The sequence below is a fragment of the Mycolicibacterium sp. MU0053 genome, assembly GCF_963378095.1.
Taxonomy (GTDB): Bacteria; Actinomycetota; Actinomycetes; order Mycobacteriales; family Mycobacteriaceae; genus Mycobacterium; species Mycobacterium burgundiense.
This window is the reverse complement of record NZ_OY726397.1, coordinates 2,832,869-2,846,497: the sequence shown is the minus strand read 5'-3', so window position 1 is coordinate 2,846,497 and position 13,629 is coordinate 2,832,869. Positions and strand designations below refer to the sequence as shown.

Here is a 13,629-nt window from a genome sequence, read left to right as displayed (position 1 = left end):
GGCCGGGGTGCCGCCGTGGTGACAATCGACCAGCAGACCAGCTACACCGCAGCCGATGCAGTATTGGAATACTCCGAGGCATTGAACTGCTCCCGGAAAGCCAAGGGCAGGAACAGGGTCGGGTTCAGCAAGGTGACGTAGGCTCCGCAAGCGTCGCTCCTGCGCTCAACACGTGGCGCCGGTACCACCGCCGACCGTGCCAGCGTTGGTAGTGCCAGACGGCGCTGGGCAGCGGCCCGCGCGGGTGTAGCCAGTATCGGTCCGGCGGCTCGAGTAGCGGTGTGGCGCGGCCGATCTCGATCTCGGCAAGGACAACACCCGGACCCTCGTCGGGGCCGCGTTCGGCGAGTATCTCGCCACGGGCATCGACGATCATGGTGGAGCCCTCGAGCCGGCCCCGGTAGGGCATCGGCAGCCACGGCATCCCGCAGGTCAGGTCCCCGGCGTGCGCGGCATGGATGACCGGCGCCCCGACGTACTTCGCGAACATCGGTGCCACCGCGCGAGCCGTCGCCGAATTCTGGTACTCCCACCGGTCGAACACGGCGCGGGGAGTCCACCGCGGGATCGACCACCACCCGGAACCGGTCATGACGAGATCGACACGGGACCGCAGACGTGTCACGGTGCGAGTGCGCATCAACTCCCAACACACGGCCGCGCCGAGTTGATACTGGCCGGCCGGGATCACGCCGTCGTCGTGCCCGCCGGTGTAGAAGCAGTTCTCCCACATAGTGGGCAGGTCTTTGTCGTGACGGCCGAGGACGCCATCGGGTGTGGCGGCCAGATAGGCGTTGCGCACATGCCCGTCGGGGTCGCGGCACAGAAAGGACCCGCCGACCAGGGCGTCGTGCCGCCGGGCGAGGCTGGTGAGCAAGGCGGTGGCGGCGCCGTCCGGCGGCAGTGCCGCATCCTTGAGCGCGTCGTCGAATCCGATGCCGGTGGAGAAGAACTCCGGCAGCGCGATGATCCGCGCCCCGGCCCGGCAGGCTTCGTCGGCAAGGGCCTCGCACGCCGCCAGGTTGGCGGCGACGTCGCCCAGGACCGCCTCGAGTTGAACAGCCGCTGCGAGCACCATGAACCGAACGGTACTATAAAACTGAACGCTACTTCAAGACTTTGTTCGGACCCAGGCCCTGCTCGATGATGTCGCGTCCGGTCTCCAGCACCCGTCGAAGCTCGGCCTCGTCGAGTTGCAGGCGATCGGGGCGGAGGCGCAGCGACAGCACGCCGTTCCATGCGCCCCACAGGAACACCGACGTCCGGTGCGGGTCGGCGCAGTGCAGCTGGCCGGCCGCATCGGCGCGACGCAAGGTGTCGGCGATGTCGCCCACGAGGCGTTCGACCTTGTCCGCGATCCGGCGCTCGGCCTCGCTGGCGACGTCGCCCGGCGGCACGTCGAGCGTGCGCAGCGCAATCATCCGGAAGTATCCCGGGTTGCCCAGGTGAAACCGGAAGTAGGCGTCGCTCGCGGCGCGCAATTCCTCGATCGGGGTGCGCCCACCCCCGTAGGCCGCCGCCATGGCCTCCGCGTTGACGTCGAGTGCCCGCTCGACCAGGGCCAGGTACAGCCGTTCCTTGTTCTTGAAATGGTGATAGATCGAGCCCACCGCCAGACCGGCGGCCTCGGCGATCGCATCCATGGTCACGGCGTGAAAGCCGCGTTCGGTGAACAGTCGCTCGGCGGCGTCCAGGATGTTGGCGCTGGTCACGACCGCGCGTCGATCGCGGCGACGGACCTTGGGCGGCTGTGTCATGCGTGAAGGTTACGGCGCCTGCCGACGTCAGCGGTGGTGGCGGGAGCCGCCGGCGATCCACACCGTGGTGGCGGCGGTGGTCGCGGTCAGCACCGCGGCACTCGGATCGGCGGTCGCGAGGATGACGAGCGCGAACACCAGGAGCGCGAGGAGGATGGCCACCACCTTGTAAGCCGGCCACGGCACGCCCGCGATGACGAACTCGCGGTGCGCGTGGCGAGCCGTCCCAGCCTCCGGGCCGGAGCGGAGCTGTTCGGCGGTGGTCATGCCGCCATGATAGACCTGACAAAAAGTTTCGGCCACCCGAAACGCAAGATGTCGGTCCCGTGATTTCGCTAGGGTGGGCCCCATGGCGCTTAAAGGAGAGTATGAGCCCAGCACCTCGGATTGGGCCCGGGAAAACGCCGAGGAATACATGAACTCGGGCGGCACCAAGGGCACCGAATTGCGGGGCATGCCGGTGGTGCTGTTGACCACGATCGGGGCCAAGACGGGCAAGTTGCGCAAGACCCCATTGATGCGGGTCGAGCACAACGGTGAGTACGCAATCGTCGCCTCCCTCGGCGGCGCCCCCAAGAACCCGGTCTGGTACTACAACGTCAAGGCAAACCCGCAGGTCGAACTGCAGGATGGCACCGTTTCCGCCGACTACCGAGCCCGCGAGGTGTCCGGCGAGGAACGTGCGCAGTGGTGGGAGCGGGCGGTCGCGGCGTTTCCCGACTACGCCGAATATCAGAAAAAGACCGATCGGCAAATCCCGGTCTTCGTGTTGACTCCCGTCTAATCGATTTCACTGCTCAATTGCCGCGTGGCACCATTGGTCGGTGTCCGCTGAACTGAAACAAGCACCACACATGGCAGCACCAGCCCCGCTGCTCACCGGGGCCGATGTCGAGGCGGCGGCGCAGCGAATTTCCGGTGTGGTGACACCCACACCCCTGCAGTACAGCGATCGGCTGTCCCAGCTGACCGGCGCGCTGGTGTACCTCAAGCGCGAGGACCTGCAGACCGTGCGCTCCTACAAGGTGCGCGGCGCCTACAATCTGCTGCTCCAGCTGACGCCCGAGGAGTTGGCGGCCGGCGTGGTGTGCTCGTCGGCCGGGAATCACGCGCAGGGCTTCGCGCTGGCGTGTCGGTCGATGGCGATTCACGGCCGGGTCTACGTGCCGGCCAAGACGCCGAAGCAGAAGCGTGACCGCATCGCCTACCACGGCGGCGAGTACGTCGAGGTGATCGTCGGCGGCAAGACCTACGACATGGCCGCCGACGCGGCGCTCGCCGATGTTCGACGCACCGGCGCCACCCTGGTCCACCCCTACGACGACCTCCGCACGATGGCGGGTCAAGGCACCATCGCGGTCGAGATCCTCGACCAACTCGACGGCGAGCCCGACCTGGTGGTGGTGCCCGTCGGCGGCGGCGGCTGCATCAGCGGTATCACCAGCTACCTCGCCGACCGGACGACCGCGACCTCGGTACTCGGGATCGAGCCCGCCGGCGCGGCCTCGCTGCTGGCGGCGTTGGCGGAGGGGCAGCCGGTCACCCTGGAGCACGTCGACCAGTTCGTCGACGGCGCGGCGGTGGCCCGCGCGGGCCGGCTACCTTTCGAGGCGCTGTCCTCGGCCGGCGACATGGTCTCGATCACGACGGTCGACGAGGGCGCGGTCTGTACGGCCATGCTGGACCTGTACCAGAACGAGGGCATCATCGCCGAGCCCGCCGGGGCGTTGTCGGTGGCCGGACTCCTGGAGGCCGACGTCGCGCCGGGGTCGACGGTGGTCTGCCTGATCTCGGGCGGCAACAACGACGTGTCCCGCTACGGCGAGGTGCTGGAACGCTCGCTGGTCCACCTGGGTCTCAAGCACTACTTCCTGGTCGACTTCCCGCAGGAACCCGGCGCGCTGCGGCGCTTCCTCGACGGGGTGCTGGGACCCAACGACGACGTCACGTTGTTCGAATACGTCAAGCGCAACAACCGGGAGACCGGCGAGGCCCTGGTCGGCATCGAATTGGCCTCGGCCGGCGACCTAGATGGCCTGTTGGAGCGCATGAAGACCTCCGAGTGCCACGTCGAATTGCTCGAACCGGGCTCGCCGACCTACCGCTACCTCACCTGACGGGCCGAGACCCGCAGCACCGCAAAGGAATGCCCGTCCAGCGCGGTCGCGGCGGCACCGACCCGCGGGGTGCCCCACGCGGACACCACCTCGCCGGTCACCGGCACCGACGCGGTGTCCGCACCCAGGTTGCACGCGATCGCCAAGGCGCCGCGGTACAGCACGATCCAGCGGGCATCCTCGTCGTAGTCGACCGCCAAGTGGTCGAGCCAGTAGTCGGCCAGGTCGGGTTCGGTCCGGCGCAACGCGATCAGCTCCCGGTACAGCGCCAGCATGGCGGCATGCCGCCCCGCGCCGGCCTCGTCCCAGTTCAACTTGGAGCACAGGAACGTCTCGGGGTCCTGCGGGTCGGGCACCTCGGCGGCATCCCAGCCGTGGTCGGCGAACTCGGCCTTGCGGCCCTGCCGGGTCGCCTCGGCCAGTTCGGGCTCCGGATGCGAGCTGAAGAACTGAAAGGGCGTGGTGGCCGCCCACTCCTCACCCATGAACAGCATCGCGGTGAACGGGGTCAACAACGCCAGCGCGGCGCTGACGGCCAGCTGTCCGTCGGTGAGATAGGCGGTGGGGCGGTCGCCGAGCGCGCGGTTACCGACCTGATCGTGGGTGCTGGTGTAGGCCAACAGCCGGCACCCGGGAACGGTCGCGGTGTCCAGCGGCCGACCGTGCCTGCGCTTGCGGAACGAGGAGAAGGAGCCGGCGTGGTAGAAGCCGCTCTTGAGGGTCTGGGCCAATACCGCCATGGAACCGAAATCCGAATAGTAGCCGTGCTGTTCGCCGGATACCGCCGCATGCAGGGCATGGTGGATGTCGTCGTCCCACTGCGCCGTCAGGCCGTAGCCGCCGGCCGAGCGCTCGGTGATGAACCGCGGATCGTTGCGGTCGCTTTCGGCGATCAACGACAGTGGCCGACCCAATTGCTCTGCCAGCGAGTCGGTTTCGGCCGACAGCTCCTCGAGGATGTGCAGCGCGGTGGTGTCGACCAGCGCATGCACGGCGTCCAGCCGCAGCCCGTCGAGGCCGAAGTCCCGCAGCCAGCGCAACGCACATTCGATGATGTAGCGGCGCACCTCATCGGAGTCCGCATCGGCGATGTTGATGCCCTCGCCCCACGGGTTGCTGCCCGAGGACAGGTAGGGGCCGAACCGGGGCAGGTAGTTGCCCGACGGACCGAGGTGGTTGAACACCGCGTCGAGCAGCACACCCAGCCCGCGCCGATGGCACGCGTCGACGAACCGCAGCAGCGCATCGGGGCCGCCGTAGGGTTCGTGCACCGCGTACCACAGCACCCCGTCGTAGCCCCAGCCGTGAGTGCCGGCGAACGCGTTGACCGGCATCAACTCGACGAAGTCCACGCCCAGCCGCACCAGGTGGTCGAGCCGCTCGATCGCAGAATCCAAAGTTCCTGCCGCCGTGAAGGTTCCCACGTGTAACTCGTAGACGACCGCGCCGGCAACGGATCGGCCCGCCCAGTCCGCGGCCGGGGGGCCGGCGGGGCTCCAGAGGGCCGAGCGCGCGTGCACCCCGTCGGGTTGGCGCGCCGAGCGCGGATCCGGCAGCACCGTCGGATCGTCGTCGAGAACAAAGCCGTAGCGGGCGCCCGGTTCGACGTCGAGGGTGGCCCGCCACCAGTCGTCGGCGCCGCGCTCCATGGGATACAGCGCGCCGTCCACATCCAGCCGCACCAGATCGGGCCGCGGCGCCCACACCGCGAACTGGTGCTCAGCCATCGGTGCGCTCCAACAGCGCCACCGGATTGCCGGTGAACAATTGGGATACCGGAATCACGCCGCAATGGCCGGCCCCGGTCAGCCGATCCACCCAGTTCCCGGGCGGCAGTGCCAGTTCGGTGTCCTGCCAACCGGATTCGCTCAGCGCCACCGTCCACCGGCTCACGGCCACCAGCACATCGGTGCCGCGCAGAAACGCCACCAGGTGCTGAGCGGCGGTCCCGGTCGCCAGCACCGGGGTGTAGCCGCCGGCCAGGAAGGTCTCGGGTCGGTCTCGCCGCAGCCGCAATGCGCTGCGCACCACCTGCAGCTTGGGGTGCTCGCCGGCGGCCAGCGCGGCCCGGCGGACGCCGTAGTCCACCGGGCGGCGGTTGTCCGGATCGACCAGACTGTCCTCCCACAGTTCGGTGCCCTGGTAGACGTCGGGGACCCCCGGCACGGTCAGGGCCAGCAGCTTCTGTGCCAACGCGTCGTCGCGGGCATACCGGTCGAGCCGGGCCACCAGCGCGGTCAGCTCGGCGGCGACCGGGCCGTCGAGCGCGGCGTCCAGCCAGTCGTGCGTAGCGGACTCGAAGGCCTCGTCGGGCTCGTTCCAGGACGTGTGCACCTGCGCCTCGCGCAGCGCCTTCTCGGCGTAGCCGTGCAGCCGGGAGCGCAGCTCCGCATCGACGGTGCCGTCCACGGGCCACACCCCGAAGATGTTCTGCCACAGGAACAGTCCGCTGTCCGGGGCGGGGGAGGGCACGGCCTGCTCCCAGCCGGCGACCAGCTCGGCAAACAGCCCGGGCACCTGCGAGAGCACCCCGATGCGGGCGCGGACGTCCTCGCCGCGCTTGGTGTCGTGGGTGGTCAGCGTCGTCATCGCGGTGGGCCAGCGCTGCGCGCGCACCGCAGCGCTGTGGTGAAACTCCGCCGCGCTGACACCGAACCGCAGGGGACTGCCGCCGACCTCGTTGAGCGACACCAGCCGGTTGTCCCGGTAGAACAGGCAATCCTCGACGGCCTTGGCGGTGACCGCACCGCACAGCTGCTGCAGCCGGGTGGCGGGCTCCTCGAAACCGAGCGCGGCCGCCAGCACCTGAAGCGGCGCGGCGAGTTCGGGTTCGGCGGCGACGGTTTCGGCGATGGCGGCCGACAGCATGGCCGCCAACCCGGGGTAGTCGCAGCGGTAGACGTCGATGTGCGTCAGCAGCGCGGCGATCGCATCCGGCAGCCGGGGGTGGTCGTGGCCGGTGGCCGCCACCACCGCCCGCCGCAGCCGGGCGAGTTCGGCAGCCAGGGTCTCGGTGGCGGCGGCGAGCTTGAGTTCGGCCTCCAACCGGGGGGCCTCGGTATGCTCGAATCCGGCCGATGCGCTCAGTTCGGTCAGCGTCGCCGCACCCGCCGGATCGACGAACAACCCGCCGATCTCGCGCAGCACGTCGTATCCGGTGGTGCCGTCGACCGGCAGGCTGGGTTCCAGCGCCTCGTCGACCCCGAGGATCTTCTCGATCACAATGTAGGCCTGCGGACCGGTGAGTTCCCGCAACCACCGCAGGTAGCCGACGGGGTCGGCGAGTCCATCGGGATGGTCGATGCGCACCCCGTCGACCAGCGCCTCGTCGAACCAACGCTTGACCTCAACGTGGCTGGCGTCGAACACCTTTCGATCCTCCTGCCGGAGGCCGGCCAGTGAGGTGATCGAGAAGAACCGGCGATACCCGCAGACGTTGTTCCGCCAGCCCACCAGCCGATAGTGCTGCCGACCGTGCACCTCGGCGCCGCTGCCGGCCGCGGTGCCGGGGGCGATCGGGAAGCGCAAATCCCCCAGGGTCAAGGCGTCGCCGTCGACCCGGAGGGCATCGACGTCGTCGTCGCTGCCCAGCACCGGCAGGACGATCCGCCCATCGGGATCCAACGACCAGTCGATGTCGAAGAAGTCGGCGAACTGCGATTGGCGGCCGTGCTTGAGCACGTCCCACCACCACGGATTCAGCGCCGGCTGTTCGACCCCGACGTGGTTGGGCACGATGTCGACCACCAGGCCCATCCCGCGTTCGCGGGCGGCCCGCGACAGCGCCGCGAGCGCGTCGGGGCCGCCGAGTTCGGCGGAGACCGCGGTGGGGTCGGTGACGTCATAACCGTGGGTCGAGCCGGTCACTGGTGTCAGGATCGGCGACAGGTATACGTGGGTGACGCCCAGCTCGTCGAGGTAGTCGAGGAGTTCCAGCGCGTCGGCCAGGGTGAACCCATCCCCGCGCATCTGCAGGCGGTAGGTGGACAACACCGGTCGTCGCACGTCAAGTCGTCTTTCGCAGGACCAGCACCGAGCGGGGTTCGAGGGTGACCTTTTCGCCGGCGCGCACCACGGTGTCGCTGACGCCGGTCGGGGTCGAGGTGTCCAAAGCCGAGCTCCATTCCTGTGCGTACCGTCCATCGGGCGTGACGAAGTCCATACCCTCGGAGTTGGCGTTGAAACAAAGCAGGAACGAATCGTCGATCACCCGCTCGCCGCGCCTGTCCGGCTCGGGTATCGCCTCGCCGTTGAGAAAGACCGCCACCGAGGTGCCCAAGGGGGAGCCCCAGTCCTCGGGGGTCATCTCCTGACCGGTCGGGGTCAACCAGGCGATGTCGCGGTATTGGTCGCCCGTGCGGATCGGCGTGCCGGCGAAGAACCGCCTGCGACGGAACACCGGGTGTGCGCTGCGCAGGCCGGTGGCGCGTCGCACGAACGCCAGCAGATCGGCGTTGGTCTCGGTCAGCGACCAGTCCATCCACGACAGCTCGGAGTCCTGACAGTAGACGTTGTTGTTGCCCAGCTGGCTGCGGCCGATCTCGTCGCCGTGGCTGATCATCGGGGTGCCCTGGCTGACCATCAAGGTGGCGATGATGTTGCGCATCTGCTTGGCCCGCAACGCCAGAACGTCCGGATCGTCGGTGGGACCCTCCACGCCGCAGTTCCAGGACCGGTTGTGGTTCTCGCCGTCGGCGTTCCCCTCGCCGTTGGCCTCGTTGTGTTTCTCGTTGTAGGACACCAGGTCTGCGAGCGTGAAGCCGTCGTGTGCGGTGACGAAGTTGATGCTGGCGCTGGGGCGGCGCCCGGTGTGCTCGTAGAGATCGGAGGAGCCGGTCAGCCGGGAGGCGAACTCGCCGAGGGTCGCCGGCTCACCACGCCAGTAGTCCCGCACGGTGTCGCGGTACTTGCCGTTCCACTCCGTCCACAGCCCCGGGAAGTTGCCCACCTGATAGCCGCCCTCGCCGATGTCCCACGGCTCGGCGATGAGCTTGACCTGGCTGATCACCGGATCCTGTTGCACCAGATCGAAAAACGCCGAAAGCCGGTCGACGTCGTAGAACTCACGCGCCAGCGTCGAGGCGAGATCGAAGCGGAACCCGTCCACATGCATCTCGAGCACCCAGTAGCGCAGTGAGTCCATGATCAGCTGCAGGGTGTGCGGGTTGCGGGCATTGAGGCTGTTGCCGGTGCCGGTGAAGTCCTTGTAGTAGCGCAGGTCCCCGTCGAGCAGCCGGTAGTAGGCCGCATTGTCGATGCCCCGGAAGTTCAGCGTCGGACCCAGGTGGTCACCCTCGGCGGTGTGGTTGTAGACGACGTCGAGGATGACCTCGATGCCGGCCTCGTGGAAGGCCTTGACCATGGTCTTGAACTCGGCCACCGCGCCGCCGGCGTTCCGGGTGGCCGCGTACTGATAGTGCGGGGCGAAGAACCCGAAAGTGTTGTAGCCCCAGTAGTTTCGCAGCCCGAGATCCACCAGCCGGCGGTCGTGCAGGAACTGGTGCACCGGCATCAGTTCGATCGCGGTGACATCCAGCGACTTCAGGTGGTCGATGATCACCGGGTGGGCCAGACCCGCGTAGGTGCCGCGCAGTTCCTCGGGGATGCCCGGGTGCCGTTGGGTCATCCCCTTGACGTGTGCCTCGTAGATGATCGTGCCGTGATACGGCGTCCGGGGCGGACGATCGTTGGCCCAGTTGAAGAACGGGTTGATGACCACGCTGCTCATCGTGTGCCCGAGCGAATCGACCCGCGGCGGCGTGCCGCCCGAGGCCGGATCCTCGGCCGCCAGGTCGTAGGAGAACAACGCCTGCGAGAAGTGGAAATCGCCGTGAAAGGACTTGCCGTAGGGATCGAGCAGCAGTTTGGAGGAATCGCAGCGGTGCCCGGACTCCGGGGCCCACGGTCCGTGCACCCGGTAGCCGTAGCGCTGGCCCGGGGTGATGGTCGGCAGATAGGCGTGCCACACGTGCCCGTCCACCTCGTCGAGTTCGATACGGGTCTCGGAACCGTCCCGCGCGATCAGGCACAGGTCGACGTTCTCGGCGACCTCGGAGAACAACGCGAAGTTGGTGCCCGCACCGTCGTAGGTGGCTCCCAGCGGATAGGCGCTGCCCGGCCACACGGTGGGCACGGTGGGCACCTGCGCGCCCTCGCTCACCACCATCCGGTCACGGCCGCGATCTGCCGGCCCAACTCCGGTGCCATGGTCCGCATGTAGGTTGCGGTGAAGTGGTGAGAATCGTGGTACATCAACACATTTCCCTCCACCGCGCGACAGAAGTCGGGTCGGCACACGGCCTCGCTCATGTCCAGCGGCTTGAGATTAGGGAAGCGCTCGACGAATTCCAGGGTCGGGTTCTCCGGTGCCAGCACCACCGACCGCTTCACCCCGCAGGACACCGAGTCGCCGCCATCCGCGAGGCAGTCGGCAGGGAAGAACGGTTTGGTGTTCTTCACCATCCACGGGGTGTCGCGCATGGCCAGCACCTCGATATCGTGCTCGGCGAACTGCTCCCAGATCCCGACGTAGGTGCCGGGCATCACGTCCCCGGGTTTGATGTTCCAGGGCCGGGTCGAGGTGGTGAACACGTAGTCGGGTTGGTCGTCGATGATCTCGGCCATCGCCTTCTGCACCCAGTCGTAGCACTGCGGATAGCGCGAATTGCTGCCCATGATCAGCGGGTTCTTCTCGGTGGACAGCGGGCAGGCCATCTTCAGGTAGGTGACCACTTTGAAGTTGTGCAGCCGGCCCAGCAGGTCCAGCGCGGTGATCCAATGCTCGGCGTGCGAGCCGCCGGCGACCGCGATGGTGCGGGTGGCGTCCTTGTCGCCGTAGGTGCACTTGATGACGTCGTCGTTCTTGAAGTTGCTGATGCATCCGTCGGTGGTGGAGACCGGCAGGTCCTTGGCCGCCTCGAGCACGGTCGGGCGCATCGGCACCCGCGGCACCCGGGCGTCGCGCAGCAGTGCCTTGGCACCCGGATAGTCGCGGGTGCTCAGGCCCGCGAGGTCCTTGCCGTCGGCGCGCTGCAGCATGACGTGCTCGCGCCAGGTGAACGAGGTGGCCGTCAGCGCGACACCGAGCAACACGACGATCGAGCCCAGCACGATCGTGGGACGACGCAGCCGTTGCCGCCACGGCGTCTTGACCGCCCCGAGCGCGGTGGCGCCGCCGCGGTCTCGCAACGGTTCCTCGATGAAGCGCATGGTCAGGTAGGCCAGCACGCCCGAGACCGCCAGGATGGCCGCGCCGTCGATCAACGTGGCGTGGGTGCGTCCGCTGTAGGACAGCCAGAAGATCAGCAGCGGCCAGTGCCACAGGTACAGCGAGTAGGCCATGGTGCCCAGCGTCAACAGCGGACCCCAGGCCAGCACGCGATTGGGCAGGGGCATCTTGCCGCGGGTGTGCGGATCGGCCTGGCGGTTGGCCGCGGCCAGGATCATCAGGACGGTGGCGCCGACCGGCACCAGCGCCCACGGCCCGGGGAATTCCGCGCCGCCGTCGATGAGCATGCCGCAGGACAGGATCGCGGCCAGGCCGACGACGGCCATCACCGTGCGGACCCACATCGGCAGCCGCAGCGAGCCCACCGCGGCCCCGGCCAGCGCACCGGCCAGCAGTTCCCAGCCCCGCGCGAAGCTGTTGTAGTAGGCGGCCGCCTGATCGGCGTTGTGGGCGAAGATCGCGTAGCAGAACGAGGCGATGGTCAGCGCGCTGATAAGTACCAAGAAGAACACCCGCAGGTGCCTGCCCAGCGGCTTGCGGAGCAGCGCGGTGCACAGCAGCACGAGGGCCAGGAACGCGATGTAGAACTGACCCTGCACGGACATCGACCAGATGTGCTGGAGGGGGCTGACCGATTCGCCGGCGCGCAGATAGTCGCCGGCGGTGTTCGACAGTTCCCAGTTCTGGTAATACCCGAGGCTGGCCAGGCTCTGGTCGGCAAAGGCCTCCCAGCGGGTTTCGGGTTGGATCAGGATGGTCAGAACCGCCGAGGCGGCCAACACCACGACCAGCGCCGGCAGCAGGCGGCGGACGAGCCGGATGACCTCGCGGGTGGGGGACACCACGGTCTGCGCGGTCAGCGAGTTGCGAAGCAGCCGGCCGCCGAAGAAGAACCCCGACAGCACCAGAAACACGTCGACGCCACCGGAAACCCGGCCGAACCACACGTGGAAGACAGCAACCAGCGCGATGGCCACGCCGCGCAGGCCATCGAGATCGTGTCGGTAGAAATCCGCCTTCCTGGTCCCCTTCGCGGTCGGGGACGCAGGCTCCGGAACGGTTGCAGACGTCGGCCGGGTGGGGAGCAGGGCGATCATGGTCGACCGACAATCTACCTAATTGAGGCCCGCAACTCATTTCGGCGTAACCCGCGGGTGGCCGTCCGCGCTTCGGTGGCCCAACTAGGGTTGGTGGCCGTGTGTGCGTTGACGCCCGAAGAGATCAGTGCGATCGACGCCGCCCACGTCTGGCATCCGTACAGCACGATCGGCGCGCCGGGCACGCTGCCCCCGGTGGTGGCGTTGGCCGCCCGGGGTGCGTGGCTGACGCTGTCGCGCGACGGGCACCAGGTCGAGGTGCTCGATGCCATGGCCTCGTGGTGGACCGCCGTGCACGGCCATGGCCACCCGGTCCTCGACGCCGCGATCAGCGATCAGCTTTCGGTGCTGAACCACGTCATGTTCGGCGGGCTCACCCATGAGCCGGCCGCGCGCCTGGCGCAGCTGCTCGTCGAGGTCACCCCCGCGGGGTTGGACACCGTGTTCTTCAGCGACTCGGGTTCGGTGGCGGTCGAGGTGGCGGTCAAGATGGCGTTGCAGTATCAGATCTCGCGCGGGTTTGCCGGCAAGCACCGGCTGATGACCTGGCGCGGCGGCTACCACGGCGACACCTTCACCCCGATGAGCGTCTGCGACCCCGACGGCGGCATGCACGAGTTGTGGACCGGGCCGCACGTGGGTGGAAACTCGCTGCTGGCCCAACAGGTGTTCGCCCCGGCGGTGCCGCGAGACTTCGACGCGCAGTACTGCCGCGCCTTCGAGGAGCAGTTGGTGCGGAATCTCGACGAACTCGCCGCGGTGATCGTCGAACCGGTGGTGCAGGGCGCCGGCGGTATGCGGTTTCACGATCCGCGCTATCTGAGCGAGCTGCGGGCGATCTGCGACCGCCACGGCGTGCTGCTGATCTTCGACGAGATCGCCACCGGGTTCGGGCGGACCGGCGAACTGTTCGCCGCCGACCACGCCGGCGTCACCCCCGACATCATGTGCGTCGGCAAGGCGCTCACCGGCGGCTACCTCACGCTGGCGGCGACCCTCTGCAGCGCCGAAATCGCGCATGTCATCAGCACTTCCGAGGCCGGCGCGTTGATGCACGGCCCGACGTTCATGGCCAACGCGCTGGCGTGTGCGGTCTCGGTGGCCAGCGTGGAGTTGCTCCTGAGCCAGGACTGGCGGGCGCAGGTGTCGGGGATCGAGGCCGGCTTGACCGCGGGTCTGCGGCCGGCGCGCGCGATTCCCGGTGTCGCGGACGTCCGGGTGCTGGGTGCCATCGGTGTCATCGAGATGCAGCACCCCGTCGACATGGCGGTGGCCACCGCGGCGGCCCTCGATCATGGCGTCTGGCTGCGGCCGTTCCGCAATCTGATCTACGTGATGCCGCCGTTCATCTGCACCGCCGAGGAGATCGGCCAGATCACCACGGCGATGCTCGCGGTCGCCCGTGCACTAACCTGAACGGTGTTCAATAC

10 protein-coding genes are annotated in these 13,629 nt (G+C 68.3%); 3 read left to right on the top strand and 7 right to left on the bottom strand.

Annotated features, from left to right (window positions below; translation table 11 throughout):
• Positions 1-124: 124 nt before the first annotated feature.
• Genes RCP80_RS13235 through RCP80_RS13225 form a run of 3 tightly spaced genes read right to left on the bottom strand, consistent with a single transcriptional unit; the run spans position 125 to position 2,024 of the window.
• Entirely contained in the window at positions 125-1,078 is a 954-nt protein-coding gene (locus tag RCP80_RS13235; protein ID WP_308478102.1) for a carbon-nitrogen hydrolase family protein, read from the bottom strand.
• Between the two features lie 28 nt (positions 1,079-1,106).
• Positions 1,107-1,757: a TetR/AcrR family transcriptional regulator gene (locus RCP80_RS13230; protein WP_308478101.1), complete on the bottom strand. Its 651-nt coding sequence runs from the start codon at positions 1,755-1,757 to the stop codon at positions 1,107-1,109.
• Positions 1,758-1,784: 27 nt separating this feature from the next.
• On the bottom strand, positions 1,785-2,024 hold the full coding sequence (locus RCP80_RS13225) for a hypothetical protein (RefSeq protein ID WP_308478100.1): 240 nt from the start codon (positions 2,022-2,024) through the stop codon (positions 1,785-1,787).
• 82 nt (positions 2,025-2,106) lie between these two features.
• On the opposite strand from RCP80_RS13225, the gene RCP80_RS13220 reads away from it, so the two are divergent.
• Positions 2,107-2,541: a nitroreductase family deazaflavin-dependent oxidoreductase gene (locus RCP80_RS13220; RefSeq protein WP_308478098.1), complete on the top strand. Its 435-nt coding sequence runs from the start codon at positions 2,107-2,109 to the stop codon at positions 2,539-2,541.
• A 40-nt stretch (positions 2,542-2,581) separates the two neighbouring features.
• The gene (ilvA, locus tag RCP80_RS13215) at positions 2,582-3,874 is read left to right on the top strand and encodes a threonine ammonia-lyase IlvA (protein WP_308478097.1); all 1,293 of its coding nucleotides are present in this window, start codon (positions 2,582-2,584) and stop codon (positions 3,872-3,874) included.
• Here ilvA and treZ read toward each other — a convergent pair.
• From treZ to RCP80_RS13195, 4 genes are read right to left on the bottom strand one after another with little or no spacing between them, the layout of a single operon-like run.
• Positions 3,862-5,601, bottom strand: coding sequence for a malto-oligosyltrehalose trehalohydrolase (gene treZ, locus RCP80_RS13210; RefSeq protein WP_308478096.1), 1,740 nt, complete (start codon positions 5,599-5,601; stop codon positions 3,862-3,864). The genes ilvA and treZ overlap by 13 nt on opposite strands.
• Entirely contained in the window at positions 5,594-7,879 is a 2,286-nt protein-coding gene (gene treY / locus RCP80_RS13205) for a malto-oligosyltrehalose synthase (protein WP_308478095.1), read from the bottom strand. Before treY ends, treZ begins: the two co-directional genes overlap by 8 nt.
• A gap of 1 nt (position 7,880) precedes the next feature.
• The gene (gene glgX, locus RCP80_RS13200; RefSeq protein ID WP_308478094.1) at positions 7,881-10,040 is read right to left on the bottom strand and encodes a glycogen debranching protein GlgX; all 2,160 of its coding nucleotides are present in this window, start codon (positions 10,038-10,040) and stop codon (positions 7,881-7,883) included.
• Positions 10,031-12,199 carry an acetyltransferase SucT gene (locus RCP80_RS13195; protein ID WP_308478093.1) on the bottom strand — a complete coding sequence of 723 codons (2,169 nt, stop codon included), beginning with the start codon at positions 12,197-12,199 and terminating at the stop codon, positions 10,031-10,033. Before RCP80_RS13195 ends, glgX begins: the two co-directional genes overlap by 10 nt.
• A gap of 90 nt (positions 12,200-12,289) precedes the next feature.
• Between RCP80_RS13195 and RCP80_RS13190 the strand changes: the two genes are divergently transcribed.
• Complete coding sequence (locus tag RCP80_RS13190) at positions 12,290-13,615, top strand: adenosylmethionine--8-amino-7-oxononanoate transaminase (RefSeq protein ID WP_373693533.1); 1,326 nt, start codon at positions 12,290-12,292, stop codon at positions 13,613-13,615.
• Positions 13,616-13,629: the final 14 nt, after the last annotated feature.